The sequence below is a fragment of the Synechocystis sp. LEGE 06083 genome (genome assembly GCF_015207725.1).
Lineage (GTDB): Bacteria > Cyanobacteriota > Cyanobacteriia > Cyanobacteriales > Microcystaceae > Synechocystis > Synechocystis salina.
The window spans coordinates 1-26,578 of the sequence record NZ_JADEWJ010000015.1; the positions used below are offsets into that span (position 1 = coordinate 1).

A 26,578-nucleotide genomic window follows, 5' to 3' on the forward strand; every position below is an offset into this window, starting at 1 on the left:
ATTTTAACCCAACTGCCGGGGATGCGGGGGAAATTTTTTGCCTTTGCTGGCATTGACGGGGTACGGTTCCGGCGACCGGTGGTACCGGGGGATCAACTGATCATGACGGTGGAGTTGCAATCCTTTAAAATGCAACGCATTGCCAAAATGCAGGGGGAAGCCCGGGTGGATGGGCAACTGGTCTGTGGCGGTGAAATGCTCTTTTCCCTGATTGATTGAGCAAAACTGGCAAAAATGGGCATTTAAATGGGCATTTAAACGTCCTCCTCAATGTTTATGTTCGTTTTTCTCTCTAAACTTTTGCCCCTATTCCTCTATCCCCTGGGGTTGGTTTCGTTGCTACTGCTGGGGATCGGTTTTTGGAGTTGGCGACAACAGTCGGGGATACAATGGTTCGCCTTGATAGCATTGGCAATTTTGCTGGTCAGCGCCAATAGCTGGGTCAGTGATGCCCTCCTACGAACCCTGGAGTACCGATATTTACCGACGGAGGATTTACCCGAGGCTCCAGTCATTGTGATTTTGGGGGGAGGACTTTACCAAGCCACCTATCCCCGCCAATTTCCGGAAGTGGCCGAAGCTGGCGATCGGGTTATTTACGGCGCCCAAATTTACCAAGAGGGCAAAGCACCCTACATCATTGCCACCGGAGGCAGGATTCCTTGGCTGGGTACAGTGGCCAGTTCAGAAGCGGAGGATATGGCCCTACTGCTGCAACGGCTGGGGGTACCCAGGGAAGCCATTATTAAAGAAGAGAAATCCCTCAATACCAGGCAAAATGCGGTTTTTACCCAGAAAATTCTCCAGCAACGAGGCATAAACACCATTATCCTAGTCACCTCTGGTTACCACATGCCCAGGGCCAAAAGGGTGTTTGAAAAGTTGGGTATCAATGTCATCCCGGCCGCTACTGACTTTTTGAGTCAACCGTTGGGCAGAAATAATTTCAACCTTGCCAACGTTATCCTTGGTTTTATGCCCGATGCCAAAAGTTTGCAACTGACCACCATGGCTCTGAAGGAATACCTAGGGCTGGTTATCTATAAGCTACAGGGTTGGGCTTAGCATGGGCCTTGTTCTTTTGCTCTCCCCCCAAAAACTAGGCTGGAATCCCATTGGCTTTGGTCAAAACTCGATTGAGTTTGCCACTCTGATAACCTTCTAAATCTAGGGTGACGTACAGGAAACCTAAGTTTTGAAAGGTTTGCACCAATTCCCCTAGGGACACAGCTTGTACAAACTGCTGGATCTGTTCCGGGGGCAATTCAATGCGGGCCAAATTTTGCTCTGAGCGTACCCTGACCTGGGGATAACCGAGACGACGGAGATAAATTTCTGCCCGGCCGACCCGCTGTAGTTTTTCCACTGTAATTTCTTCTCCGTAGGGAAAACGGGAACTCAAGCAAGGTTGGGCTGGTTTATCCCACCAGGGCAAGCCCAATAATTGGGAAAGTTGCCGCACTTCTAACTTACTAATTTGCAATTCGGCCAATGGCGATCGCCCCCCCCGTTCCTTAGCTGCTTGGATGCCGGGGCGATAATCCCGTAGATCATCCCCATTGACCCCATCAATAACGTAGCTATAACCCCGGGCCAAAGCTAAGGGTTTGAGGGTGTCGTGGAGTTCACTTTTGCAAAAATAACAACGGTTTTCAGGGTTGGCTGTGTAGTTGGGGTTGGCCATTTCATGGGTTTGCACCAATTCGTGGGTAATGCCAATCCATTCGGCCTGGGCCTGGGCATCTTCCAATTCTTCTGGTAATAGGGAAGGGGAAACGGCGGTGATAGCCACGGCATTGGCCCCCAATACGTCGTAGGCTACTTTCGCCACTAGGGTGCTATCCACTCCACCGGAATAGGCAATTAAAGCCCGGTCTAACTCCTGAAAGAATTGCTGCAGATTTTCGAGTTTGCTTTCTAACATGGGCCTTGGCGATCGCCATTATTGTCGTCGAAGTTGATTTTACGATGCTTTATCAACCCGCTTCTCACCGTAACAAAATAATCGAATCTGTGACGGGTAGAGATATGCGGTCAAAAATTGCCAGGAAAGACAGTTTTTAACTAGGATGCAACGCTCAAAATTAACTTGTTTGGAGCTATTGCTAAAACGGCTCTGCGCCATGCCCAGTTCATTTGTAAATCAGAAAATATTATTCTCACCTGGGAAAAATGATAGAAGTAGTTGTCAGGTGGTAACTACGGAGTGAAAGTGGAGCTTGGGTTACTGGAGAGAACAAGTAGGATTGACAAAGTGTTAAACCAAAAACCACAGAATTAATATGTGTTATGGAACATTCTGGTTTGTACGAGCAGGACTTTTATGCCTGGACCCAGAGCCAAGCCCAAGCTTTGAACAATCAACAGCCGTCATTACTGGATTGGCAACATCTCAAAGAGGAGATAGAAGCTTTAGGAAGGCAACAATATCGTGAATTAGTCAGCCGTTTGGCCGTTTTACTGGGTCATTTATTGAAGTGGGAATTACAGCCGGAACAGCGTTCCCGTAGTTGGTTTCTTACTATTCGGGAGCAACGTCGGGCCATTCGCCGCCATCTACTCCAGAACCCTAGCTTAAAGTCCCGTTTACCCCAAGCATTGGAGGATGGCTTTGAAGCGGGGATGGATCTAGCTTTACGGGAGACCAACCTGCCTATTCGTGTCTTTCCTGAAGTCTGTCCCTATCCATTAGCAAGGGTTTTACAAGAAAATTTCCTTTGTGATACCAGTCAGGACTGGAGCTAGGGTGAGGGCAAGAAAACTGGGTTCGATTTCGATGTCAACTAGGCTCTTCCCCAGGGGTTAGCCAAAGAGTGAAAGTAGAGCCTGGGCGATTCCTATTGGCAGATAAACCATTGGGGCTAGTGACAGTAATTTTGCCCCCCATTTGGGCTACTAGATCCGCCACGATCGCCAAGCCTAAACCTGTGCCGCCAATAGGCCCCTGGGCTTGGGTTCCCCGATAATTGCGCTCAAAAATCCTTTCTTGATCCTCCTGGGGAATGCCATAACCCGTGTCGGCGATCGCCAATGTGACCCAATCCGTGCCAGAAGATCGGCCGGTTTCTAAGGCAAGATTAACTTCTACCCGGCCACCGTTGGGAGTGTATTTAATGGCATTGTCTAAAAGATTATTAACCACTTCCCGCAAAGCTAAACGGTTAGCAATCACCAGGGCATCAATCAAAGCAATTTGGGCCGTTAAAGTAATATTTCTCTCGGCGGCGATCGCCTGGTGGGCCAGCAAAATAGGGGGCAAAACTTCCGTTAGGGAAAAACTGGCCAGGGGCATAGTTTCGTCATGATCCGCCGGAGGCAAAACCTGGATTGTGGCCGCTGGATCGCTTGGCAAAAGGGGCACTGTCTCAGGGCCTTGATGTTGGCTCGCTTCAAAACTTTGTAACAACTCCTGGAGATGTTCCCCCTGGCGCACAATGCCTTCCACCACCTGTTGACTTTTGTCGTCCCCCTGCCAACGTTTGAGCAGTAGCTTACTAAACGTTTTTAGGGCAGTGAGGGGATTGCGGAGTTGGTGCAAGAGGTCAGCCCAATGTTGTCGCTCCCACTGGTATTGTTGATTTTGCTCCTCCCAGGCCTGGCGGTACCAATCCTGTTGTTGATCCAATAGGCAGGCCACCGCTAAAGATTTGGCGATCGCCTCCAACTGCACCATTTCCTCCCCATGCCACTGGCCCTGACTGCGATGAATTACCAACAGTCCCACCATTTCTTCCCCGTAAACCAGAGGTAAAACCAAGCGTTTGTCCGCATCGAAGGGGGGAGGCTCCAACCGACTGCGGCGACTTAACTGACCCACCCCCACGGGAACCGCTGGCAAAGACAAATCGTCTGTCGGGGGAGAAGCTTCCCCTTGTGGTAGACTGATTAACCCATAACTTTGCGATTCAGCTACTGTTGGACTATGGGAAACCACCAACGGTACCAACCCCTGCTCCGTTTCTTCTTGGTTTAGATAAACGCCACACCAGTCCACCTGCAATCCCTGTTGCAAAAGCCGAACCTGCGACTGACAAAGGGCAATCAACCCGGCACTGGGGGAATACATTGATGAAATGGAACCAGCCATGGAGCTTATGGTGGGGCCAGGCCCCGGAAGAAATGTTAAGAAATATTAAGATTTAAATTGGTCTATTTATGGCCCTGGGGGGCAGTTTTGGGGGTGAAACCCTACCTAAATGGTGTTTAGAATCAGCGATCCCCTTAGCACCGCAAGGGCTGGAGAGGCTTGATATTTAGAATTAGACCGGATATAATCGACACGGCTTTTGTAACTATCATTACAGCATATCGCTGAAATAGGAGGTAACTGGGTTGGCACGCAAACGCAAACGGAAGAGTCGTCGTCGTCAAGAAGGTCGTAAGATTTTGGAGCTTGTTCCTCAGTTTAATATTGAAAGCGGCGAGGATAAGCCCGTCACGGCCGCTCGTCGCTACATCCAAGCTAACGAAATTCAGCCCCCGGCCTTGCTCATTGTAAAACGAAACGAGCACACCACTGATCGATATTTTTGGGCCGAGAAGGGATTGTTTGGGGCCCAGTATGTGGAAGAGAATCATTTTCTGTTCCCCAGTCTGCGGGAGTATCAACTTCCCACCCCTAGCACTAAAACCCCTGTGGGTGCTGGGAGCCGTTAACTGAACGGTTTCTAAGCAATGGCAAAAACAGACTAAATCGGTTTTATTGGGGCTGACTTTCCTTAGCAGGTTAGATCCGAAGTAGGTTTTGGGTACAAACTCTGCCTAAATTCGGAGGAAGGAGTGGTTAGTTTTCGTTTCCATTCTTACCCGAAAAGCTCTGTGCCGATTCAGATCCTGTCATGTTTTGGCAACTGAGTCCACTCTAGCCTCCGGGTTGGGGTGGCTGTTGCTGGGCATTAATAATCCTGATCATCCTTGCCGCCACAGTTCGGCCTAGCCAAGGAAATTGAGAAATTGCTGGATGACAAAGGCGTTGGCAATGTCAATGAAGAAAGCTCCCACCAGGGGCACAACGATGAAGGCCTGGGGGGCAGCACCGAACTTTTCTGTCACTGCGGTCATATTGGCGATCGCCGTGGGGGTAGCCCCCAGGGTTAAACCGGAATAGCCGGAGGAGATCACCGCCGCGTTGTAGTCCTGGCCCATGAGAGGGAAAACAACGACAACGGTGTAAATTACTGTGGCCATGAATTGGACTAGGAGGATAATGGCAATCACTCCGCCAATGTCAGCCAAAGTCCAGAGTTGTAAGCTCATCAGGGAAATGGCCAGGAATAGTCCCAAACTAACGTCGGAAATTAAAGCTAGGGAAGGGGTTTCCGCTGGCCAAGGAAATTGTTTGAACACGAGGGGAATGGTATTGGTGAGAATGATACCTGCCAGCAAACAGGAGACAAAGGCCGGCAACATCAGTCCCAGGCCGGCGATCGCCACGTTGAGTTCAAAGCCTAAGCCGATGGTTAGACCAATGACCAAAATGGATTGGAGCATGGTGTTGTAGTCAATTTGCACATTCTCCTGGTCCCGCCGGATGCTAATGGTTAAATCTTCGCCGTTGGCATCCGGTTGTAATTGGTTACGAATGATTAAAAATTTGGCGATGGGCCCTCCCACAATGCCCCCAAACACCAAACCAAAAGTGGCGCAGGCTATGGCAATTTCCGGTGCGTTGGTAATGCCGCTCTGGTAAAAAAGGGGAGACCAGGCGATCGCCGTACCATGGCCACCACTAAGGGAGATGGACCCGGAGAGTAAGCCCACCGGTAACGCCTGTCCCAACAACGAAGCCATGGCAAGCCCGACTAAGTTCTGCACCACTAAAAAGCCCACCGCCAGCCCCAACAGAATTAACAGGGGTTTTCCACCCTGGAGCAAAGTTTTGAGTTTAGAAGAGAGACCAATACAGGTAAAGAAAATAATTAAAAAAGCATCCCGAATGGGAAAATCAAAGGCTATTTCTGTACGAAAAATTCCATAAATTAGCCCGAAAAAGAGAGAAGCCAATACCCCACCGGAAACGGCATCGGGGATGTTAAAGCTCTGCAAAAATTTGATTTTTTTAGTGAGATATTTGCCAACGTAAAGCACTAAGATTGCGACAATAATTGTTTGGCGTACGTTGAGTTGAATGGTTTCCATAATCGCGCATCTTAACCTCTACAAAGCCATTGGTCTAGGACGGTAAAGGCCCAAACCTAGGCCCAGGACAGAATGGTATACTAACAAGCCTGTAATCAACTGGGCTTAGGAGATCTTGGTCGTCGTGGCATCCCCATACAACGCTGGTGAAATCGAGCAAAAATGGCAACAAAGCTGGGCTGAATGGGGACTGGACAAAACCCCTGTCGCCTCCGATTTGCCCAAATTTTATGCCCTCTCCATGTTTCCCTATCCTTCCGGGAATCTCCACATGGGCCATGTGCGTAACTACACCATCACCGATGTCATTGCCCGGCTGAAAAGGATGCAGGGTTATCAGGTGCTCCACCCCATGGGTTGGGATGCCTTTGGTTTGCCAGCGGAGAATGCTGCCATTGAGCGGGGGATTCCCCCCAAGCAGTGGACGGAAAAAAATATTGCCCAGATGCGGGCCCAATTACAACAGTTGGGGCTTTCCATCGATTGGGAACGGGAAGTGGCCACCTGTGCCCCGGACTATTACCGTTGGACCCAATGGTTATTTCTGCAATTTTTCCAGGCTGGTCTGGCTTACCAAAAAGAAGCCACCGTCAATTGGGACCCCATTGATCAAACCGTGTTGGCCAACGAACAGGTTGATGGAGAAGGGCGATCCTGGCGATCGGGCGCCATGGTGGAGCGCAAATTATTACGGCAATGGTTTTTAAAAATTACCGATTACGCTGAAGCCCTGTTAAATGATTTAGATAAGCTTGATGGCTGGCCGGAACGGGTCAAACTGATGCAATCCCATTGGATTGGTAAATCGGTGGGCGCCTATCTGGAATTTCCCATCAAAGACAGTGATGAAAAAATTGCCGTTTTTACCACCCGCCCCGATACGGTGTACGGCGTCACCTATGTGGTTTTAGCGCCAGAACACCCTTTAACTAAAGTAGTGACCACAGCGGCTCAAAAGCAAACAGTGGCAGATTTTGTGGCTTTGATGGCCAAGGAAAGTGAAATTGAACGGACAGCGGAAGATAAACCGAAACGGGGCGTTCGAACCGGCGGAGTAGCCATTAATCCCTTTAACGGTAAAGAAATTCCCATTCTCATTGCCGATTATGTTTTATACGAATACGGCACCGGGGCAGTGATGGGGGTGCCAGCCCATGACCAACGGGACTTTAAATTTGCCCAGGATAACCATCTCCCCATCCAAGTGGTTATTGTTCCCGACGATGCTGATAACAATGATGTAGAACTAGGGGCAGCCTACACGGAAGCCGGGGTAATGGTTAACTCGGCCCAGTTCACCGGCATGGCTTCCCCCAAAGCAAAAGAAGCCATTATTAAGTTCGCAGAAGATCATGATTATGGCCGCGCCAAGGTGCAATATCGTCTGCGAGATTGGTTGATTTCTCGACAACGGTATTGGGGCTGTCCCATTCCCATTATTCATTGCGATGACTGTGGAGCGGTGCCTGTACCAAGCCAAGATTTGCCGGTGGAGTTACCGGATAATGTGAAATTTTCTGGGCGGGGCCCTTCTCCCCTAGCGAAGTTGACGGATTGGCTGAATGTGCCGTGTCCAAAATGCGGTAAACCAGCCCGGCGGGAAACGGACACCATGGATACTTTCATTGATTCTTCCTGGTATTTCCTGCGTTATGCCGATGCCCAAAATACCGAGTTGCCTTTTGATGGGGAAAAAGTTGCCCACTGGTTGCCGGTGGACCAATATGTGGGGGGCATTGAACATGCCATTTTGCATTTGCTTTACTCCCGCTTTTTCACTAAGGTTTTGGCCGATCGCCAATTAATTGCGGTCAAAGAACCGTTCCAAAAATTATTAACCCAGGGCATGGTGCAGGGCATTACCTACAAAAATCCCACCACAGGTAAATACGTGCCGGCGAAGGATTTGCAAACGGGGCGACAGGTAATTGATGCCAAGGATCCCAAAGATCCCGATAGTGGTGAACCGTTACAGGTTTTCTACGAAAAGATGTCCAAGTCTAAATTTAATGGTGTTGATCCCCAGGAAGTGCTGGCTAAGTATGGAGCGGATACGGCCAGGATGTTTATCCTCTTTAAAGCCCCTCCAGAAAAGGATTTGGAATGGGACGATGCGGACGTGGAAGGGCAATTCCGTTTTCTCAATCGGGTTTGGCGCTTAGTGACCGACTACATTGGCGATCGCCCAGAAACATTGACTAGCAATGACCCTTTAACTAAAGCGGAGAAAGATCTGCGACGAGTTATCCATGGGGCCATCAAAGAAGTGGCGGAGGATTTGAACGACGATTATCAGTTCAACACCGCCATTTCTGAAATGATGAAACTCAGTAACGCCCTGATAGCGGCCACGGACTTAACCCCTTCCCCCGTTTACCAAGAGGGCATTGAAACCCTGCTGTTACTCCTTGCTCCCTTTGCGCCCCATTTGACCGAGGAATTGTGGCACCGTTTAGGTCGTACTGACTCCATTCACCAACAGTCCTGGTTGCAGGCAGACCCCACAGCCCTAGTGTTGGACGAAATTACTTTGGTGATCCAGGTGCTAGGCAAAACCCGTGGTACCATCACCGTTCCTGCTGGAGCCGACAAAGCCCAATTGGAGGAATTGGCCCGTAATTCCGATTTAGCCCAACGTTATTTGGCCGGCAAAACCATCAAAAAGGTGATTGTGGTGCCGGGAAAATTGGTCAATTTTGTTATTACCTAAACCTGATTTTTTGTGAGGAATTGCACCATGAAAAAAAGTACTGGCCGGCAAGTTACTAGGTCAAAGCAAGAGTTGGTAATCAGATCTTTTTTTGGCTTATTTTTCGTAGCTCTGGCGATCGCCATCCTGGTGTTATCCACACCGGCCAATAGAATGGGCTCCTTATTTGCGGCCTTCATCATCGGTGGTTTGGGGATAGATGAGTTGATCAGTCTCCGTCTGCACAGGCGATCGCTCCTATCCCGCATTGGACCATTGCCTTGAACCAACAGTGACAAATAGACTAGATCTATCTCCTCTCTCCCATCAAATTAGTTGTGATTTATTATTCTGCCAACCGAAAATTGCCCTTACCAAGGCGCTTGACCTTCATCAACTGATTATCTGCCTGTTCCACCCAATGCTTGAGTTCGTCACTCTCCTTAGCAAACACACTGACTCCCCCCATACTCAAACTGATTGTCAATGGACCCACGGATGTCGGCACTGGGTTTTGGGCAATGGCGGCTTGAATTCTTTCTAGGAGTAGGGCGGTTTGTTCTCGGCTGGAACCAGGCAGGATAAGCATAAATTCATCTCCTCCCCATCTTCCCAAAGCATCATAGGAACGCAGTGCAGAAATGATTAAACGTGAACTACCCTGTAGAACCTCATCGCCCACTAGATGACCGTATTGATCATTGATCTGTTTGAAGTTGTCAAAATCAATCATGACAATGGCAATGGGGGAATCTTTGCGGGTGGCGTAGTCCCACTCCCGTTGTAGTAGGGTTTCGATACCCAAGCGATTCCATAGTCTGGTCAGGCTATCGAGCATGGCCACCCTTTCAAGTTCGTCCAATTCTTGAATTAACTGCATTTGAGCCTCGGACAGGGCGATCGCCGCTAGTTCGGACTCCACCATTTTGGAGAGATCGTAGAGGATTTCCTGTTCTTCCGTTGACAAATCCCTGGGTACTCGATCAATGGCACAGAGGGTACCCACATGGAAGTCTTGGCCCAAGTTGAGGGGATAACCAGCATAAAACCGGATGAAAGGCTCATCGGTTACCAAGGGATTGTCAGCAAAACGTTCATCCTGGGTGGCATCTTTGACCAAGAGCAATTCATCCTTCAGAATGGCGTGGGCGCAAAAGGCAATTTCCCGGGGAGTTTCGGCAGCGCTTAGTCCTTGAATGGATTTAAACCACTGGCGTGATTCATCAACCATCGATACAGCGGCGATGGGTACTTTGAGGGACCGGCAGACCATACGGGTAATGCGCTCAAATCTCTCTTCGATTGGAGTATCCAGAATGTTGAGTTGCCTTAAAACGGTCAGGCGTTGCTCCTCATTTTGCGGTAATTTAGCTTCCATCCCTACAGTTCCTAACTTTTTTGCTATGACTGAATTTGTACCCTACTAAACCGTAAAGAAGCTCTTAAGCATGTAGGCCTTTAGCTCATTAGCTACGGTAACTGACAGGTCTTCTAAAAACTGAATATCGTCGTCGGACATTTCCCTGGGCTTGGTGTCATAGACACAGAGGGTGCCCACATGAATGTTATCCAGCATTTTCAGGGGATGACCAGCATAAAATCGGATGTGGGGCGGAGCTATCACCAGGGGGTTATCGGCAAAACGGGGGTCGGATAGGGCATCGGGGATAATTAGGGTGCGATCCTCCAAAATTGTGTGGGCACAAAAGGAAATACCGCGAGGAGTTTCGGTTAGGTCCGAGCCTCGAATGGATTTAAACCATTGGCGATTTTCGTCAACTAAAGAAATGGCGGCCACTGGCATATCCAATACCCGACACAATAGCCGAGTAATGCGCTCAAACTTCTCATCGCTTGGCGTATCAAGAATGTTGAGATTCTGTAGATGGGCTAAGCGCTGCTGTTCATTGGATGGGATGGCAGCTTCTTGCATTGGCTAGGCAATTTTGATTGAGTTCGTGTTGCTGGGTAGTTAGGTTAATTGGCAACCACACCGCTGGTGTTAGACTTCTGATTTTTCTCCCTATTCAGGTTATCGCAAAGTTATGACCAATCCCTGGCCATGGGGCAAAAGCTGATGCAAAACTTTACACTGCAGTTTGGCGATCGCCGGCAAAAAGTAGCACAGAACACAGTCAAGTTGAGCATCCCTAGCTAGGGTAGGGGATATTGTTTCTAGGGTTCCGATTCCCGGATGTGGGGAATGGCTGGTCCGAGAGAAACAGGCTAGGTTTTGTAAAGATTTTTGCCACTAGCTACACGGCGGGACAAAAGCCCGGGAGACTTTAATGACCAGCGCTTAGGTGTCATTAATAACTCCTGGGCAAATTTTGTTGTTTAGCTAGTAATTACCTATGAGCGATGCCACCCCATTCCGTCCCCCTTCTGAAGCCGAAGAAGCCCTAGTGAAGGAAACTCGGTTACCCCTAACCGGTTGGCAACAAGAAGTGGATCAAGGGCTAACCTATGGCTTAGAAGCCGCTGCCAGCATTAAGGACCGCTCCATTCCCACCTTCTCCCGGGGTGAATTGCCCCACTATGCGGGCATCAACACTTTCATGAAAGCGCCCTATCTGGAGGATGTCCGTGACGTCGGCAATTACGATGTGGCGATCGTCGGAGTTCCCCATGATTCCGGCACCACCTATCGACCAGGTACCCGTTTTGGTCCCCAGGGTATTCGTCGTATTTCCGCCCTTTATACCCCTTACAACTTTGAAATGGGGGTGGATTTGCGGGAGCAAATTAGCCTCTGTGACGTGGGGGACATTTTCACCATTCCCGCCAACAACGAAAAATCCTTTGACCAAATTTCCAAAGGTATTGCCCACATTTTCAGCTCTGGGGCCTTTCCGATTATTCTGGGCGGTGATCATTCCATTGGTTTTCCCACCGTGCGGGGCATCTGCCGCCACCTGGGGGATAAAAAAGTTGGCATCATCCATTTCGATCGCCATGTGGATACCCAGGAAACGGATTTAGACGAACGGATGCATACCTGTCCCTGGTTCCATGCCACCAACATGGCCAACGCCCCAGCCAAGAATTTAGTCCAATTGGGCATTGGCGGTTGGCAAGTACCCCGGCAGGGGGTCAAAGTTTGTCGGGAACGGGCCACCAATATCTTGACCGTCACCGATATTATCGAAATGGGCTTAGATGCGGCGGCGGACTTCGCCATTGCCCGGGCCACCGATGGCACCGACTGCGTTTGGATTAGTTTTGACATTGACTGCATTGATGCAGGTTTTGTCCCCGGCACCGGCTGGCCAGAACCCGGCGGCTTACTGCCCCGGGAAGCTTTGTACTTATTGAAACGTATTATTCGCGAAACTAATGTTTGTGGTATGGAAGTGGTGGAAGTTTCCCCTCCCTACGACATCAGCGATATGACTTCCTTGATGGCCACCAGGGTAATTTGCGACACCATGGCCCACCTCGTAGTCTCAGAACAACTACCCCGTAAGGAAAAGCCCTCCTACATCAATGCTGAAGCCAATATGGAAGTAGATGAGCCTTGGCAATAATAACTGCAACTTAACTAATCATTGTCGAGTTTATGACTCCAAAATAATCGGCGATCGCCTTTGGGAGAGGTAAAAATGCATGAAACAGACATGACCAAAGCCCTGATTATGACTATTCAGGATTGGTTTGATCAACAAATTGAAAAGCCCCAAATTACCAAGATCCACCTTCTTGTGGGTCAGTTCACCTGCGTGGAACCAGTGAGTTTACAATTTGCTTTTGAAGTGCAGACCAAGCAAACCTTTTTGGAGGGGGTGGAATTAGTAATTAAAGATGTGCCTTTAGTTGCTTATTGCCATCCCTGTCAAACGGAATATCGCCCCGAAATTGGTTTGCAATATTCTTGCCCAACCTGTCGATCGCCCATGGAGGATATTCGCTCTGGGCGAGAGCTGAAAATTGACCGGATTGAACATCATCAGTGCACTCCGGTTTAGCCCCTAACCCACCGAGACCAAATTTTTTTATTTGTCCACTGTTACTGCCAAGAAACTATGCACCAATCCATTGACACGGTGATCGGTCTGAATTTGCTCCATGCCAACCAGGCTGGGGCAGACCATAATAGAGCCCATTTCGATGACTGGGGAATTACTTGTCTGAACCTAATGAGTAGCCCAGGAGCAGGGAAAACCGTCCTGTTAGAAAAAACCCTGGCGGCCCTCCAAGGTGAGTTAAAAATGGCCGTAATTGAAGGGGATATGACCACCGAATTAGATGCCGATCGCCTGCGGCAATATGGTAGTCCTGTAATTGCCATTAACACCGGCCGTTCCTGTCATTTAGACTCCAAAATGGTGGCGGGGGGCATCCATCGTTTTAAAGAGGATTATAATCCCCAGGAATTTGATTTAGTGCTGGTGGAAAATGTCGGAAATTTGGTATGCCCAGCGGAATTTGAAGTGGGGGAACATGCCAAAGTTGCTCTGTTGAGCATCACGGAGGGAGAGGATAAACCCCTGAAATATCCCATCATGTTTCAGGAAGCAGATTGTTTGTTAATTACCAAAATTGATCTGATGCCCCATTTAGACATTGATTTAGAAAAATTAGCCGCCAATGTCCGTTCTATGAATCCCCATGTGACCATCATTCCTGTGTCCGCTAAAACCGGAGAAGGTTTGGCTACTTGGCTTAGCTGGGTTAAACAGCAAATCAAAATTCCAGTCATAGCTAATGTTTAAATCCTATTTAAAAAGTCAAAATCAACACAGTAAAATCTTGCTTTTTAGCTTTAAATAATAGCAGTTATTAGTGGAGAAACTTCTGATGCCGAGACGTAGTTTAATTTCTTTAATCTTAATTTTTTGTAGTACGATATTGTTGACGGTTAGTTGTGCCCAAACGCCAGAGCAATCTCAATCTCCTAGCCCCGCAGTAGAAGGGCCCCCCATCGTCATTGGTTATAGTAACTGGGCTGGCTGGTGGCCCTGGGCGATCGCCGAAGAAGAAGGCCTATTTGCCAAAAACGGGGTCAACGTAGAAATGAAATGGTTTGACGGTTACCTGGAATCCATGCAGGCCCTGGCGGCGGGACAATTGGACGGCAATAGCCAAACCCTGAACGACACCATTTCCTTTGCGGGGGAAGCAGTCAACGGAGAAGTAGCCGTACTGGTTAACGATAACTCCGCCGGCAATGACAAAATTATTGTCACCGCAGACATTAACTCCGTCCAGGAACTCAAAGGCAAAACCGTGGCGATCGAAGAAGGGGTAGTGGACGATTTTCTGCTTAGTTTGGCTCTGGAAAGGGAAGGTATGACCAGGGACGACGTCGTGATCAAACCCCTAGAAACTGGGGCCGCAGCGGCAGCTTTTGCAGCGGGACAGGTGGACGCAGTGGGGGCATTTCCTCCCTTTTGGTTAACAGCTCTAAAACGAGAAGGCTCCAAGGAGTTAGTCACTTCCGCTGAATTTCCCGGAGCTATTCCCGATCTTTTAGTGGTGACGGAAAAATTAATTCAAGAAAAGCCAGAGCAGGTTCAAGCTTTAGTGAACACTTGGTTTGATATTCGTAAATTTATGGAAGAAAATCCTGAGAAATCCGATGAAATTATGGCTAAACGAGCAGGGGTGAGCCAAGAGGAACTGCAACTATTTAAAGATGGCACCCGCTTTTTAACTCTGGAAGAAAACTTAGAAGCTTTTAGTCCCGGAGATAGCATGGTCCACATGCCTTTTGCCGCTCAAAAAATGGCAGATTTTATGATTAAAGTCGGCTTTATTAAACAGTCTCCTGACTTAAATAAAATCCTTGACTCCCAGTTTGTTAAAACATTAGCTGGCCAAGCTTAGCCTTTGGTTTAAGTTGCCTCCTTTAATGAGTAATCGGAGGGATTTTGATTTTTCTTTGTGACAATTTGTTCACTCTGTTAACCAATCAACTTCCCTAATATTATGACTATTGCCCAAGATAAGTTACCAAATTATTCTCCTAAAAAATCCCTACAACCCACAGTTTTTTGGCGCATTGGTGGAGAGATACCGGAATCGCTCAAATGGTCGTTAATGTCCTTATCGATCATCATTCCCTTGGTATTGTGGGCCTTGCTTTCATCCTTACCTACTGTGAGTGATGTTTTTCTCCCTTCCCCCCAGTCAGTAGTTCAAGCCTTAATAGAATTGTTTAATGATGGATTTTTAATCCAAGATTCCCTGACTAGCTTTGGTCGAGTGGTAGGGGGATTTTTTTTAGGGGGATTGGTGGCTATTCCCTTAGGGATTTTAATGGGCACATTTCCCAGCATACGCAGTTTAACGGAGCCAATTATTGGTGTGGTGCGTTACATGCCAGCCCCAGCTTTTATCCCGCTGTTAATTATTTATCTCGGCATTGATGAAGCTTCAAAAATTGCCTTGATTTTCATTGGGACAATATTTTTTAATACCCTGATGATTATGGATGCGGTCAAGTTTATCCCCAAGGAGTTAATTGAAGTTACCTATACCCTGGGGGGATTACGGAAACAAGTTTTATTTAAGGTTATTACCCCCTACATCATCCCTAATATTCTTGACGCATTCCGGATTAATATGGCGGCAGCTTGGAACTTGGTGGTGGTGGCGGAATTGGTGGCGGCTGACAATGGCTTAGGGAAACGTATTTTGCTAGCTCAGAAATTTTTGAAAACCGATGAAATTTTTGCTTGCCTAATAGTGCTGGGCTTAATTGGTTTTGCTTTGGATTTATCATTTCGCCTCATCCTCAGACTCACTTGTAAATGGTCTCTGGAACAGTAATCAAGCATTTTTGTGATCATTGCCCAATCATCAAATTAATTGTATTAATTGTAACTAGTAAAAATTATGCATCTAGAAATAACTGACTTAAATCGGATTTTTGTCGGCAAACGGGGCTCAGTGGTGGCCCTAAAAAATATCAATATGCACATCGAAACCGGGGAATTTGTTTGTGCAGTGGGAGCTTCTGGTTCCGGCAAATCGACTCTTTTGAGGTTAATTGCTGGCTTAGATACTCCGACTTCCGGCACGATCAATGTGGATGGACAAAAGGTAACGGGGCCAGGGGCGGACCGGGGCATGGTTTTTCAGCATTACAGTCTTTTTCCCTGGATGACGGTGCAGGAAAATGTCGAGTTTGGCTTGAAACTCCAAGGCTGTTCCCAAAAGGAAAGGTTTGACACCGCTAGCTATTATTTAGACGTGGTGGGTTTAGTAAATTTTGCCCAGGCCTATCCCAGGGAATTGTCAGGGGGCATGAAGCAACGGGTGGCGATCGCCAGGTCTTTAGCCTGCCATCCGAAAGTCTTGTTAATGGATGAACCCTTTGGGGCACTAGATATTCAAACCAAGGAAAGGATGCATGAATATCTAATCGACATTTGGCAAAGACTGCAATGTAGCATTCTGATGATTACCCACGACGTAGAAGAGGCCGTATTTTTAGCCCAACGGGTCTATGTGTTGAGCTCCCGTCCCGGCACCATTCAACGGGAACTGACCATCAACCTGCCGGGGGATGAAGAAACTCCGAAAAATCGCACCTATAAAATCAAGCGGGAACCGGAGTTTTTTAAATACAGCGATGAAATTTCCAGTTTATTAAGGGGCAGTCACACTGAAGAAGCAGAGGCGATCGCCCAATAAACAGTAATTTATGGCTTAATCTTATGACTTTAGATGGCGCATGACTTTAGATGGCGCACCAGCGCTTCCCCTACCCTGGCCGCTTCCTCTGGAGTAGTACCGGAGGTTAAGGGAGGACAGATATGACGGGGACACCAAGTTTCCGCATTGGGAAAAGATTGGCCGGGACACACATCTTTGAACACCGGCTGTAAATGACAGGGAATTTCGTACACCGTACCCCCCAAATAAATTTCTTCCGCCGCTAGAGCCTGCTTCATTTGGGCTGGGGTTTTACCCTCCGGCAGTAGAACCATTAATTTGTACTGGCTAGCCCTGTCCATATGGTCAGTAGACACAAATTCAATGCCCGCTTCCCTCAGGGGAGCTGTGATTAGTTCGTAGGCCCTTTGTCTGGTGGCCAACATCTTCGTTAACTTGGCCAGGTGAATTTGTCCCAGCAGAGCGTGGATTTCCGTCATGCGGGTACTATTACCAAAATCCGTGTGTAGGCCGCCAAAGTTCATGCCCCGTTTGCCCTGATTGCGCAATGAACGGGCAATGGTGTCTTCCTCGTCATCATTGAGGGTGACCATGCCGCCTTCAAAGGTGGTCATCACCTTGGTGGGGAAAAAGGAAAAGGACGCTCCATCGGCCAAGTTGCCCGCCTGTTTTCCCTGAAATTGACTGCCGTGGGCATGGGCCGTATCTTCCCAAACATGGAGCCCCTGACTATGGCAGTATTCCACCACTGCAGGGAATTCTGGGGAAATTACACCGCCAATATGCACCCAAAAGACTCCAGATAGGGGTTTGGGATAACTTTTGTCCTCCACCGCTTCCTTAACCATGGCCAGGGAAGGAGCAAAGGTTTTGGGGTCCATGTCCAAATACTGCACGTCACTGTTCACCCGTAATACAGAAGCGACAGTGGCAAAGTTGGTGTTGGTGGGTACGAGGACGGTGGTATTTTCCGTTCCCTTCAGCCGCAGGAGAATTTCCAGACCAGAAGTGCCACTATTAACGGCAATGGCGTGTTTCGTACCAACATACTCTGCAAAGGCAGTTTCAAACTCCTGGGTATGGTTGCCGAGAATTAGGGTGCCGGATTTGAGGATTTGCCTGGCCCCGTCCATAAAAAATTCAATTTCGTCGTCGCTGATGTCGAAGTAAAAGGGCTTAATTGCGGCGGCCATGGCTAGGGAAAAAGAATGGTAAAGAAACAGTTCTGGTCATTTATTAGGTGGCGCTTTGGGCAATCAAACACCGTCTTAAATAAAATCTAATTCCTGTTTTAGCAATTCCAGTAATTTGGGTTTGGCGATCGCCCCTTCATGGGCCATCACTAGTTCATTATTTTTGAACAGACGCAGGGCCGGTACCCCTTCTACTTTGCATTGGGCCACGGCGGCGGGGTTGGGGTCCACTTCCAACTTGAGCACTTTGAGTTTATCGCCATAATCCTTGGCGATCGCCTGGATAGCGGGGGCCATCAACCGACAGGGCCCACACCAAGAAGCCCAAAAATAAACCAACACGGGCTTAGTTTGCCCTTGGGTTTCTTGCTCAAATTCAGCGTCGGTGATTTCCAGTAAACTCATGGTAGTGGTCAAGAATTTTCTTGGTTATTTGACTTCAGGCGATCGCGAAACTGGGCAGAGTGCCAGTCCGATTCTCCATCATGCCACGAAATCAACCTATCACCAGACTGGTTTTGCTTTGGCTCCTAGGAACTGGATCTGCATAATTTTAGTTTGCCCCCGACATCGACCCCCTACAGATTTGGTAATACCAGAGAACTTGCTTTTGTATATTTTCTCCCAAAGTCGGAGGGCAAGGGGGCCTTTCCATCAAAGCAAGTAAACCAAGATAAACAGAACAATCCAAACCACATCGACGAAATGCCAGTACAACTCCGCCGCTTCTACCCCAAAATGGGATTTGCTGGAATAATGGCCCGGTTGGCGCGATCGCCAGAGCACAGAAAGAATTAGTAACAGTCCAAAGGTAACGTGGAGGCCATGGAAGCCGGTGAGAACATAAAAACAACTGGCAAACAAATTTGTGGTTAGCCCCATTTCCAGATGGAAATATTCATACATCTGGCCGGCTAAAAAGATAATGCCCATAATGGCCGTGAGGCCAAACCACTTTTGCAACCCAGCATTGTCATTATTGCGAATGGCCGCTTGACCTTTGTGCATAACGAAACTACTGGAAATCAAAATAATACTATTGACCCCAGGCAAGAGTAATTCCAACTCCGGCGTACCTTCAGGGGGCCAGGCTGGCATCACACTGCGGTAAATCAAATAGGCGGTGAACAGGCCCAGAAAAATGGCACTTTCTGCCACGAGGAAGAGGACAACCCCAAACATCCGTAGATCGGGGTGGCCGTGGTGGGTATGGGCTTCCCCTGAGGTATAGGCGCTGTTTAAATCGGAGCTAATAGCAGTGGTTTGCATAGGACTGACAATTATCGTTGCTGAATTTCTAGGATTTTGCCGAAAACTTCTGGCTGACGAGCCCATGGGGGAAATTATTGAACTAAACATCTCCCTAGGTACAGCAGTTGCAGGAAGCTAACTGCCTGCCGCATCGGCAATTAGGGTTTGGACTGTTTCTTCCTCGTCCACTAACTCCGTGTCAATACCAAAATCGTAGGGACCACACCAGAGCACCGGTTCTTCTTCAAAGTTTTCGATGATGGGGGGAGAGGCAGTTTGCCATTCTAGAGTTAGGGCTCGCCAAGGATTACGGGCCGCTTTTTCCCCTTTAAACAGACTCCAAAAGACGTTGATTACAAAGGGAATGGTGGAAGCGGCTAAAACGTAGGCTCCGATGGTGCTCAACACGTTTAACGGCTGAAATTCAACATCGTAGAGGGCAATGCGACGGTTCATGCCCATTAGACCCAGTTCATGCATGGGCATAAAGGTCAAATTCATGCCGATAAAAGTGAGAATGAAGTGGAGACGCCCCAGGGGTTCATTGACCATGCGGCCAGTCATTTTAGGGAACCAGTGATAAACCCCAGAAAACAGGGCAAAGGCACTGCCGCCAAAGAGCACATAATGGAAGTGTCCTACCACAAAATAGGTGTCGTGGACGTGGATATCGAAGGGAACGGATGCCACCATTACCCCGGTTAGCCCGCCAATCATGAAGCTAGACAGGAAGCCAAAGGCAAACAGCATGGCGGAATTGAGTTGGATTTTTCCTCCCCAGAGGGTGCCGCACCAACTGAAAATTTTGATCCCCGTGGGCACAGCAATCAACATAGTGGTGGCCATGAAGAACATCCGCAACCAACCGGGGGTGCCACTGGTAAACATGTGGTGGGCCCAAACAATCAAGCCCAAAAAGCTGATGGCCAAACTCGAATAGGCGATCGCCCGGTAGCCAAAGATGGGTTTGCGGGCATGGACAGGGATGACCTCAGAAATGACGCCAAAAAAGGGCAAAATCATGATGTACACCGCCGGATGGGAGTAAAACCAGAATAAGTGCTGGTAAACCACCGGGTCTCCCCCACCCACTGGGTTAAAGAAACTGGTGCCGGCAATGAGGTCAAAGGAAAGCAGAATCAACGCCGATGCCAACACCGGAGTGGAAAGCAAAATTAAGGAAGAAGTGGCCAGCATTGCCCAGCAAAACAGGGGCATACTGTGCAAATCCATGTCCTTGATGCGCATTTTCAAAATGGTGGTGACAAAATTAATTGCCCCCAAGATAGAGGAGGTTCCTACCAAAAGCAGACTCAAAATCCAGAGTTCCTCTCCCCATTTGCCACTGAGCAAACTTAAAGGGGGATAGGAAGTCCAACCGGCCTGGGGTGCCCCGACAAAAAAGCTGGAGATGAGCAGAATGCCCCCCGGCGGAGTGAGCCAAAAAGCCACGGCATTTAAGCGAGGAAACGCCATATCCTCTGTGCCCACCATTAGGGGAATGAGATAGTTGGCAAAGGCAGCCCCGGCCGGCACAATCCAGAGAAAGATCATGATCGTGCCGTGGAGGGTCATCAGTTGGTTATACATTTCCGGCTGGACAAAATCCGGGGAGGGAGTGGCTAATTCCGTCCGCATGGCTTCCGCAAAGGAACCACCGATGAAAAAGAAAAGAAAGGATGTAACCAGGTATTGAATGCCAATCACCTTATGGTCAACGCAAAAGGTAAAATAATCTGTCCATTTGCGGCGGGGATGATTAGCCGTTAGATTCTCAGCGGCAGTAGTCATAAAAAGTTTTCTACTAGATTTGTCAAAATTTACAGAGTATTAGGGCAAAACTGACCAGTCATACCAAAGGTTAGTACTCCAGCCAAATCAAAGCAGATCTTTGACCGGAGAGACTTGATCCTTCAACTGGGCCAATGCCTTGGTTTCCACTCCCATTTCCTTCACATAGGGGGCCAAGTATTCTTCGGGAGTCATGGCGGTGGTCGCTTTGGGCAATGTCATTGCCATCGATTCCGTCGGAGCCGGAGCATTAGCCGCTACCCAGTCGTCATACTCCTCGGGGGTATGGGCGTAGAAAACCGATTTCATGCCTCCATGGTAAGCACCACACAACTCGGCACAGATCACCGGATACTGCCCAGGGGTACTGGCATTAAACACCAAAGTACTGCCCCGCCCGGGAATCACATCCTGTTTTAATCGTAATTGGGGAACCCAAAAGGCATGGATCACATCCCCCGCCTCCATATTCAATTGCACCGGGCGATCGATGGGGGCGTGCAGTTCCCCGGAAATAATTCCAGTCTCGGGATAGGTGAAAATCCAGGCATACTGAATGCCCTTAACGTCCACCATCAGGGGTTTGACTCCTTGTTCTTCGCTATCCAAACCAATACCCAGGGCCACATCTCCGTCCCCAGACATAGCCACCATATTACCCATACTCCCCATATGTCCCATGTGGTTATGGGCCATCTGCTGACCGGCATTATCCCTAGAAATGGTTGGATCCAATCCGCCCAGGTTGTTGTACACCTCAAAGCTATACACTGCCAAGGTAAAAACAATTACCGTAGGAATGGCAGTCCAGAGAATTTCCAGGGGCACATTACCTTCAATTGGAGGGCCATCGGTTTGGTCGCCCTTGCGACGGCGAAAGCGGATCAGGCAGTAAACCAAGACCCCTTCCACCAAAAGGAATAATCCCGTGGCAATGGTCATCATGTAATTAAAAATGCCATCCACTTCTTCCGCATCGGCGGAGGCGGCAACGGGCATCAGACCATGATTCTGTCCGTACCATAAGCTAACAACTGTGACCACAACACCGATGAGAAGGGTTATGACACTACCGGGAATTTTCACAGCAAACCTCTATCTCTCGGAAAACAACAAAAATTACAATTCCCTACAGGGTAAAGCAATTCTCCAGACCGGGGTCAAGCTCCAGCCAAATTCTTCAGAGTTCTTTAACAATCTTGTCGTCTGTTTTGTCAACCCGAGCGCTATAGTAAATTTAGCCTGTAGAAAATTATAGGGTTCCACTGATGAGCCAATGACACTCAAACTTTTGGTTAGCTGTTTTAGTAGTCCTGACTCTCCCAGAATTTCTTCTGGGGTTTGATGTTCTTCGAGCAGCTCGTCTAGTAAGCTATCGACGCGATTTGGTTCTTGTTTTTTGCGTACCATAAGGGGTTTCCTCGTTTTGCTTGGATTCTAATCCCCTTACACAAAATTCTGTTCAGTCCCCAATGAGTGGCTCAATATAACGTAAAAGTTCCGGCAAATTTTTCTTGATAACAGTCCAAACCTCATCAATATCAACCTCGTTGTAATCGTGGGTAATGATATCTCGCATTCCGGCTATTTGTTTCCATGGTATTTCGGAGTGTCTATCCCGAAAATCTAATGAAAGTCGCTTTGTTGCTTCGCCTATGATGGTAATACGTCGTAGAATGGCATCTTGTTTTTCAATATTTATCGAAAAGTCTTCAAAGTCTATATTTTTTGTATAAAAAAGAACAAGTTTAGTGGATTCTGCTATGTCTATTAATGCTTCTTGATCACGCAACATAAATCACCTCAGCGGAATCGAGGATATTTTTACGTCTAAGCCAATTATGACTTTTTTCAATAGCATTTTTGCTAACTAAGTCAACATTACGATTCAGTAAAGATGATAACTCTTCTTGCATTTGTATCTTTTCAAAAAATCCCCGTTTAGCAGTAGGTAGATAGGAAATAAGCATATCAATGTCACTTTTAGAATTAAAGTCACTTCGTAAAACTGAGCCAAAAAGTGCCAGTTCAGCAATCTGCCATCGCTGGCAAAATTCAACCAGTTGCTGTGAGTTAATTCCCAGCCGCGATTCAAGTTTAGGACTTAGTTGTAGTATTGCCATAACGCAGTCTAGCTCGTTAGCTTACCCTTTACAATAATTGCCTATATTATGCTAGTAACACCATGATAAACCTTGAAATTTTTCGTTTGTCTACCGGAGACAATATCAAAACTATACGATGAATACCTTTAGCTATTGATTTGAACACAACGGCGATCGCCAAATTTTGTGAACAGTATCATATTTACATTATTACGAACATCTCAAAAAAATGGTTACTGAAATGCGAGTCAAATAATCTTTGTTATAAAAAACGAACTAGCTAGATTTTTTGAGTATCATAGGCGGTTGAGCTTACCAATGGGCTATTCCCCCAAAGCTCCGTGCGATAATGGATAACTGCCCAGCGCCCAAGTGAAAACCATGCCAGTGCCCGTCGAAACCTTGATTAATGCCGAGATCCATAAGCCCGCCCGGTATCTAGGCAACGAATTGGGGACAGTGCATAAGGAATGGGACAGTGCCACGGTGCGCTGGGTGTTGACCTATCCTGAAGTTTACGAGCTGGGGGCTTCTAACCTGGGGCATATTTTGCTCTACAACATCATCAATGCCCAACCCAGGCAATTGTGCGATCGCACCTATCTCCCTGCTGCCGACCTGGCAATAAAACTGAGGGAGACTAATACCCCTTTATTCGCTCTAGAATCCCGCCGTTATCTGCCAGAATTTGACATTTTAGGGTTTAGCCTGAGCTATGAGTTGGGGGCCACCAATATCTTAGAAATGTTGCAATTGGCCCAAATTCCCCTCACTTGGCAAGAAAGAAAAGACGGGGATTATCCCTTGGTTTTTGCTGGGGGTCAGACTGCCACCTCCAATCCCGAACCCTACGCCGACTTTTTCGATTTCCTGGCCCTGGGGGATGGGGAAGAATTATTGCCAGAAATTGGTTTGGTGTTCGAAGAAGGCAAACTGCAAGGACTAAGCAAGGAAGATTTATTGCTTGATTTAGCCCAAGTGCCGGGGGTTTATGTGCCCCGTTTTTATGACATGGCTGATGATGGTTCTGTGCATCCCCATCGGGAAGATGTGCCCAAACGCATTATGCGCCGGGTGGCCACCCCCATTCCCGCCTACTCCATTGGTTTAGTGCCACTTATTGAAACTGTTCACGATCGCCTAACGGTGGAAATTCGTCGGGGTTGTACCAGGGGGTGTCGTTTTTGTCAGCCAGGGATGTTGACCCGTCCGGCCAGGGATGTGGAACCAGAAGCGGTGATTGATGCCATTGAAACCGGCATTCGGCAAACGGGCTATAACGAATTTTCTTTGCTTTCCCTCAGTTGTTCCGACTATTTGGCCTTGCCGGCGGTGGGATTGGAAATTAGAAATCGCCTCAAAAACGAAAATATTGCCCTCACTTTACCCAGCCAGAGGGTAGACCGCTTTGATGAAAACATTGCCAATATTCTTGGTGGTACCAGACAGGGGAGTTTAACTTTTGCTCCGGAAGCAGGTACCCAAAGATTACGGGATGTGATTAATAAAGGCTTGACTAACGAAGAATTATTGCGGGGCATTAAAACGGCGGTGGAACAGGGTTGGGATAAGGTCAAACTTTATTTCATGATTGGCCTGCCGGGGGAAACCAATGTGGACGTGTTGGGCATTGTGGAAACGGTGCAATGGTTGCGTCAGGAATGTCGTTTACCCCAACGTCGAACTTTAAATTTCAATCTGACCATTTCCAATTTCACCCCTAAACCCCACACCCCTTTCCAATGGCACTCTGTTTCCACCAGTGAGTTTCGCCGCAAGCAAGATTTATTGCGACAGGCTTTTAAAGGGATGAGGGGAGTGAAAGTAAACTATACCGATGTCCGCATTTCCGCCATGGAAGATTTCGTCGGCCGGGGCGATCGCCGTTTGGGGCAAGTGGTGCGTCGGGCCTGGGAATTGGGGGCGGGCATGGATGCCTGGTGGGAAAGTTTGGACAAAGCTTATGGGGCCTGGGCCCAGGCGATCGATGAAGCGGACTTAACCTGGAAATATCGCCTCGTAGAAGATGGGGAGTGGAATATTTTCCATGGTGATACCCCCGATGAAAACGTTTATAATGCCCCCCTACCCTGGGATCACCTTGATACGGGCATTGATAAAACCTGGCTCAAAAATGACCTATTCAAGGCCCTGGAAGCGGCCACCGTCCCGGACTGTTCCTTTGATGGTTGTTCCCATTGCGGAGTTTGTGGAGTGGATTTTGGCCATAACATTATTGCCCCAGTGCCCCCCATTCCGGTTTTTGACGGGGACTTTAAACCCAACACTGACCGGGTTCAGCGGTTGAGGGTCTGGTTTGGAAAGCAAAATTCCATGGCTTTAGTTAGTCACCTCGACTTAGTGCGACTGTTTGACCGGGCTATGCGTCGTACTGGTTTACCCATTGCCTTTACCGGGGGATTTCATCCAGGGCCCCGCATTTCCATTGCCAATGCCCTACCGTTAGGTTCCAGCAGTAGCGGGGAAATTGTCGATTTTGACCTCGCCGAAAGACTGGATCCCCATGAATTTCGCCAACGATTAGCCGCTGTTTTACCAGCAGATTTACCCCTTTATCGGGTTTTGGAAGTGGATCTTAAGGCTCCAGGAGCAACCCAATCCTTAATCCAAGCTAGTTATCGGGTGCAACTAATAACTGAAGACCCGGTGACATTGACTCAATGGCAAGGTTGGACGGAAGAGATTCTAGTCCGAAAGGAAATCTTGTGGGAAAAAACTACCAAACGAGGCAAAAAAGTAACCCTTAATCTGCGGGAACAGTTGCTTGATTTGTCTCTGCTTGAAATGACACCAGAGGGCATCACTGTGGATTACACCGGAACCTGCCGCAATGATGGTACCCAGTTGCAACCCCGCAATTTAGCCTATTTGTTTGAGCAAATAAGTGGAGTTAATATTCAACTAGGTCAGATTCATCGCCTGGGGTTAATTGTGGACAGTGACGAGTAATTTACTATTGATTTTTCGAGGAGCATTTTAACCTTATAAGTTTATTTGTTCTAAAATATATAGCCGGTAAGGTAGTGGATTATTTTTGGACTCACTAAAAATAGAAATATATTTATTGATGATATTTTCTATGCCGTCTTTTAATGAGTTTAATTTTTCTGGGATTAAATATTTACACAAAGTTTTTTTTGCTCTGTAGATATTCAGCTTATTATTTTCTTTGCTTAATTCCTCAATTTTATATACAAGCACTATCAGAAAATAACAAATAAATAAATTTTCTTTGTTGACAAAAAAAGACTCAGAAAAATCTTTATGAATTGAATGAACTTCCCCGCTGCAAGCAACGGGGTATCACTGCGCTTCACTTCACACACTTCGTGGTTCAGTTACGCTTTACAATGCCATTCGGACATCGTTTTCATTTGTAGTCGCAGCAAGCTGCGGGGTATGTATCCCAAAAATTAAGATCAATTCTATTGGACTAATTAATTTTGATTAATAGGGTAAAGAAAAATTGTTGGCTATTGTAGTCTGCAAAGGATGGAATATAAACTACCCGTAAATTTATTGGACTATCAAAGTCGGTTTGCACAAACGGTAACATAAACGGAAGTACCGGACTTCCCGATAGCTCCTGGAGTTGTGTGGTATAAAGCAACCCCATGGCAGAGCCAATTTGAATCGGACTAGCAAAAATATTTCTTCTTAAACTAAGACCCGCGTATGCCGACGGATAGCCGAAATCTGAATCTCTAAAAACATTAAACTCTACACTGACTACGGAATTTTCAATAAAAATATTTAAGAATCCGTAGCTA

Annotated in this window: 24 protein-coding genes, 3 pseudogenes and 1 riboswitch; of the genes and pseudogenes, 13 read left to right on the forward strand and 14 right to left on the reverse strand. The window is 47.7% G+C overall.

Annotated elements, in window-relative coordinates; genetic code table 11:
• Positions 1 to 219, forward strand: a pseudogene (locus IQ219_RS02115) (3-hydroxyacyl-[acyl-carrier-protein] dehydratase FabZ); the annotation flags it as partial.
• A gap of 57 nt (positions 220 to 276) precedes the next feature.
• Positions 277 to 1,065 carry a YdcF family protein gene (locus IQ219_RS02120; RefSeq protein WP_194071551.1) on the forward strand — a complete coding sequence of 263 codons (789 nt, stop codon included), beginning with the start codon at positions 277 to 279 and terminating at the stop codon, positions 1,063 to 1,065.
• 34 nt (positions 1,066 to 1,099) lie between these two features.
• Here IQ219_RS02120 and larE read toward each other — a convergent pair whose 3' ends face one another.
• Positions 1,100 to 1,924, reverse strand: a complete 825-nt coding sequence (gene larE / locus IQ219_RS02125) for an ATP-dependent sacrificial sulfur transferase LarE (RefSeq protein WP_194071552.1) — start codon at positions 1,922 to 1,924, stop codon at positions 1,100 to 1,102.
• A 365-nt stretch (positions 1,925 to 2,289) separates the two neighbouring features.
• Here larE and IQ219_RS02130 point away from each other — a divergent pair, with 365 nt between their 5' ends.
• Complete coding sequence (locus tag IQ219_RS02130; protein WP_194071553.1) at positions 2,290 to 2,745, forward strand: DUF29 domain-containing protein; 456 nt, start codon at positions 2,290 to 2,292, stop codon at positions 2,743 to 2,745.
• Between the two features lie 34 nt (positions 2,746 to 2,779).
• On the opposite strand, the gene hik2 is transcribed toward IQ219_RS02130, so the two are convergent.
• The gene (hik2, locus tag IQ219_RS02135; protein WP_194071554.1) at positions 2,780 to 4,087 is read right to left on the reverse strand and encodes a two-component system sensor histidine kinase Hik2; all 1,308 of its coding nucleotides are present in this window, start codon (positions 4,085 to 4,087) and stop codon (positions 2,780 to 2,782) included.
• 245 nt (positions 4,088 to 4,332) lie between these two features.
• On the opposite strand from hik2, the gene IQ219_RS02140 reads away from it, so the two are divergent.
• Positions 4,333 to 4,656: a DUF3155 domain-containing protein gene (locus IQ219_RS02140; protein ID WP_190598492.1), complete on the forward strand. Its 324-nt coding sequence runs from the start codon at positions 4,333 to 4,335 to the stop codon at positions 4,654 to 4,656.
• Between the two features lie 276 nt (positions 4,657 to 4,932).
• Here IQ219_RS02140 and gltS read toward each other — a convergent pair whose 3' ends face one another.
• Positions 4,933 to 6,138, reverse strand: a complete 1,206-nt coding sequence (gltS, locus tag IQ219_RS02145) for a sodium/glutamate symporter (RefSeq protein ID WP_194071555.1) — start codon at positions 6,136 to 6,138, stop codon at positions 4,933 to 4,935.
• A gap of 124 nt (positions 6,139 to 6,262) precedes the next feature.
• Between gltS and leuS the strand changes: the two genes are divergently transcribed.
• Both leuS and IQ219_RS02155 read left to right on the forward strand, forming a co-directional pair.
• Positions 6,263 to 8,848 carry a leucine--tRNA ligase gene (leuS, locus tag IQ219_RS02150; RefSeq protein WP_194071556.1) on the forward strand — a complete coding sequence of 862 codons (2,586 nt, stop codon included), beginning with the start codon at positions 6,263 to 6,265 and terminating at the stop codon, positions 8,846 to 8,848.
• Between the two features lie 27 nt (positions 8,849 to 8,875).
• Complete coding sequence (locus IQ219_RS02155; protein ID WP_194019081.1) at positions 8,876 to 9,112, forward strand: hypothetical protein; 237 nt, start codon at positions 8,876 to 8,878, stop codon at positions 9,110 to 9,112.
• Positions 9,113 to 9,173: 61 nt separating this feature from the next.
• On the opposite strand, the gene IQ219_RS02160 is transcribed toward IQ219_RS02155, so the two are convergent.
• Both IQ219_RS02160 and IQ219_RS02165 read right to left on the reverse strand, forming a co-directional pair.
• On the reverse strand, positions 9,174 to 10,205 hold the full coding sequence (locus IQ219_RS02160) for a diguanylate cyclase (protein WP_194071557.1): 1,032 nt from the start codon (positions 10,203 to 10,205) through the stop codon (positions 9,174 to 9,176).
• Positions 10,206 to 10,250: 45 nt separating this feature from the next.
• The gene (locus IQ219_RS02165) at positions 10,251 to 10,760 is read right to left on the reverse strand and encodes a GAF domain-containing protein (protein WP_194071558.1); all 510 of its coding nucleotides are present in this window, start codon (positions 10,758 to 10,760) and stop codon (positions 10,251 to 10,253) included.
• A 231-nt stretch (positions 10,761 to 10,991) separates the two neighbouring features.
• Positions 10,992 to 11,111: riboswitch (guanidine-I (ykkC/yxkD leader) on the forward strand.
• Between the two features lie 70 nt (positions 11,112 to 11,181).
• Between IQ219_RS02165 and speB the strand changes: the two genes are divergently transcribed.
• The 6 genes from speB (at position 11,182) to IQ219_RS02195 (ending at position 16,465) form a co-directional block, all read left to right on the forward strand.
• Positions 11,182 to 12,354: an agmatinase gene (gene speB / locus IQ219_RS02170; protein ID WP_194071559.1), complete on the forward strand. Its 1,173-nt coding sequence runs from the start codon at positions 11,182 to 11,184 to the stop codon at positions 12,352 to 12,354.
• Between the two features lie 75 nt (positions 12,355 to 12,429).
• A complete protein-coding gene (gene hypA / locus IQ219_RS02175; RefSeq protein ID WP_194019091.1) occupies positions 12,430 to 12,792 on the forward strand; it encodes a hydrogenase maturation nickel metallochaperone HypA in 363 nt (120 codons plus the stop codon).
• A 57-nt stretch (positions 12,793 to 12,849) separates the two neighbouring features.
• Positions 12,850 to 13,539 (forward strand): hydrogenase nickel incorporation protein HypB, encoded by a 690-nt coding sequence (hypB, locus tag IQ219_RS02180; RefSeq protein WP_190599779.1) that lies wholly within the window; start codon positions 12,850 to 12,852, stop codon positions 13,537 to 13,539.
• Between the two features lie 85 nt (positions 13,540 to 13,624).
• Entirely contained in the window at positions 13,625 to 14,653 is a 1,029-nt protein-coding gene (locus tag IQ219_RS02185) for an aliphatic sulfonate ABC transporter substrate-binding protein (protein ID WP_194071560.1), read from the forward strand.
• 102 nt (positions 14,654 to 14,755) lie between these two features.
• Positions 14,756 to 15,598, forward strand: a complete 843-nt coding sequence (locus IQ219_RS02190; protein ID WP_194019093.1) for an ABC transporter permease — start codon at positions 14,756 to 14,758, stop codon at positions 15,596 to 15,598.
• Between the two features lie 66 nt (positions 15,599 to 15,664).
• Positions 15,665 to 16,465, forward strand: a complete 801-nt coding sequence (locus tag IQ219_RS02195; RefSeq protein WP_190599776.1) for an ABC transporter ATP-binding protein — start codon at positions 15,665 to 15,667, stop codon at positions 16,463 to 16,465.
• Between the two features lie 29 nt (positions 16,466 to 16,494).
• Here the strand turns inward: IQ219_RS02195 and IQ219_RS02200 are convergent, their stop codons facing one another.
• The 8 genes and pseudogenes from IQ219_RS02200 to IQ219_RS02235 all read right to left on the reverse strand — a co-directional run bounded on the left by IQ219_RS02200 (position 16,495) and on the right by IQ219_RS02235 (position 22,805).
• Positions 16,495 to 17,640 (reverse strand): DegT/DnrJ/EryC1/StrS family aminotransferase, encoded by a 1,146-nt coding sequence (locus IQ219_RS02200; protein ID WP_194071561.1) that lies wholly within the window; start codon positions 17,638 to 17,640, stop codon positions 16,495 to 16,497.
• A 75-nt stretch (positions 17,641 to 17,715) separates the two neighbouring features.
• A complete protein-coding gene (locus IQ219_RS02205) occupies positions 17,716 to 18,045 on the reverse strand; it encodes a co-chaperone YbbN (RefSeq protein WP_194019095.1) in 330 nt (109 codons plus the stop codon).
• A gap of 249 nt (positions 18,046 to 18,294) precedes the next feature.
• Positions 18,295 to 18,987, reverse strand: coding sequence for a cytochrome c oxidase subunit CtaE (ctaE, locus tag IQ219_RS02210; RefSeq protein WP_190599791.1), 693 nt, complete (start codon positions 18,985 to 18,987; stop codon positions 18,295 to 18,297).
• 39 nt (positions 18,988 to 19,026) lie between these two features.
• Positions 19,027 to 20,682 carry a cytochrome c oxidase subunit I gene (gene ctaD / locus IQ219_RS02215; protein ID WP_190599773.1) on the reverse strand — a complete coding sequence of 552 codons (1,656 nt, stop codon included), beginning with the start codon at positions 20,680 to 20,682 and terminating at the stop codon, positions 19,027 to 19,029.
• Between the two features lie 87 nt (positions 20,683 to 20,769).
• On the reverse strand, positions 20,770 to 21,768 hold the full coding sequence (locus IQ219_RS02220; protein ID WP_194071562.1) for a cytochrome c oxidase subunit II: 999 nt from the start codon (positions 21,766 to 21,768) through the stop codon (positions 20,770 to 20,772).
• Between the two features lie 198 nt (positions 21,769 to 21,966).
• A pseudogene (locus IQ219_RS19930) lies at positions 21,967 to 22,092 on the reverse strand (IS256 family transposase); the annotation flags it as partial.
• A 52-nt stretch (positions 22,093 to 22,144) separates the two neighbouring features.
• Entirely contained in the window at positions 22,145 to 22,477 is a 333-nt protein-coding gene (locus IQ219_RS02230; protein WP_194019098.1) for a DUF86 domain-containing protein, read from the reverse strand.
• The gene (locus tag IQ219_RS02235) at positions 22,467 to 22,805 is read right to left on the reverse strand and encodes a nucleotidyltransferase family protein (RefSeq protein WP_194019099.1); all 339 of its coding nucleotides are present in this window, start codon (positions 22,803 to 22,805) and stop codon (positions 22,467 to 22,469) included. Before IQ219_RS02235 ends, IQ219_RS02230 begins: the two co-directional genes overlap by 11 nt.
• Positions 22,806 to 23,168: 363 nt before the next feature.
• On the opposite strand from IQ219_RS02235, the gene IQ219_RS02240 reads away from it, so the two are divergent.
• Positions 23,169 to 25,757, forward strand: a complete 2,589-nt coding sequence (locus tag IQ219_RS02240; protein ID WP_194071563.1) for a TIGR03960 family B12-binding radical SAM protein — start codon at positions 23,169 to 23,171, stop codon at positions 25,755 to 25,757.
• A 484-nt stretch (positions 25,758 to 26,241) separates the two neighbouring features.
• Here the strand turns inward: IQ219_RS02240 and IQ219_RS02245 are convergent.
• A pseudogene (locus IQ219_RS02245) lies at positions 26,242 to 26,578 on the reverse strand (hypothetical protein); the annotation flags it as partial.

Bases quoted from the DNA above. Each gene is read 5' to 3' on its own strand.
- IQ219_RS02120 (WP_194071551.1), top strand. From the start codon at position 277: ATGTTCGTTTTTCTCTCTAAACTTTTGCCCCTATTCCTCTATCCCCTG.
- larE (WP_194071552.1), bottom strand. From the start codon at position 1,924: ATGTTAGAAAGCAAACTCGAAAATCTGCAGCAATTCTTTCAGGAGTTA.
- IQ219_RS02130 (WP_194071553.1), top strand. From the start codon at position 2,290: ATGGAACATTCTGGTTTGTACGAGCAGGACTTTTATGCCTGGACCCAG.
- hik2 (WP_194071554.1), bottom strand. From the start codon at position 4,087: ATGGCTGGTTCCATTTCATCAATGTATTCCCCCAGTGCCGGGTTGATT.
- gltS (WP_194071555.1), bottom strand. From the start codon at position 6,138: ATGGAAACCATTCAACTCAACGTACGCCAAACAATTATTGTCGCAATC.
- IQ219_RS02155 (WP_194019081.1), top strand. From the start codon at position 8,876: ATGAAAAAAAGTACTGGCCGGCAAGTTACTAGGTCAAAGCAAGAGTTG.
- IQ219_RS02160 (WP_194071557.1), bottom strand. From the start codon at position 10,205: ATGGAAGCTAAATTACCGCAAAATGAGGAGCAACGCCTGACCGTTTTA.
- IQ219_RS02165 (WP_194071558.1), bottom strand. From the start codon at position 10,760: ATGCAAGAAGCTGCCATCCCATCCAATGAACAGCAGCGCTTAGCCCAT.
- speB (WP_194071559.1), top strand. From the start codon at position 11,182: ATGAGCGATGCCACCCCATTCCGTCCCCCTTCTGAAGCCGAAGAAGCC.
- hypA (WP_194019091.1), top strand. From the start codon at position 12,430: ATGCATGAAACAGACATGACCAAAGCCCTGATTATGACTATTCAGGAT.
- hypB (WP_190599779.1), top strand. From the start codon at position 12,850: ATGCACCAATCCATTGACACGGTGATCGGTCTGAATTTGCTCCATGCC.
- IQ219_RS02185 (WP_194071560.1), top strand. From the start codon at position 13,625: ATGCCGAGACGTAGTTTAATTTCTTTAATCTTAATTTTTTGTAGTACG.
- IQ219_RS02190 (WP_194019093.1), top strand. From the start codon at position 14,756: ATGACTATTGCCCAAGATAAGTTACCAAATTATTCTCCTAAAAAATCC.
- IQ219_RS02195 (WP_190599776.1), top strand. From the start codon at position 15,665: ATGCATCTAGAAATAACTGACTTAAATCGGATTTTTGTCGGCAAACGG.
- IQ219_RS02200 (WP_194071561.1), bottom strand. From the start codon at position 17,640: ATGGCCGCCGCAATTAAGCCCTTTTACTTCGACATCAGCGACGACGAA.
- IQ219_RS02205 (WP_194019095.1), bottom strand. From the start codon at position 18,045: ATGAGTTTACTGGAAATCACCGACGCTGAATTTGAGCAAGAAACCCAA.
- ctaD (WP_190599773.1), bottom strand. From the start codon at position 20,682: ATGACTACTGCCGCTGAGAATCTAACGGCTAATCATCCCCGCCGCAAA.
- IQ219_RS02230 (WP_194019098.1), bottom strand. From the start codon at position 22,477: ATGTTGCGTGATCAAGAAGCATTAATAGACATAGCAGAATCCACTAAA.
- IQ219_RS02235 (WP_194019099.1), bottom strand. From the start codon at position 22,805: ATGGCAATACTACAACTAAGTCCTAAACTTGAATCGCGGCTGGGAATT.
- IQ219_RS02240 (WP_194071563.1), top strand. From the start codon at position 23,169: ATGCCAGTGCCCGTCGAAACCTTGATTAATGCCGAGATCCATAAGCCC.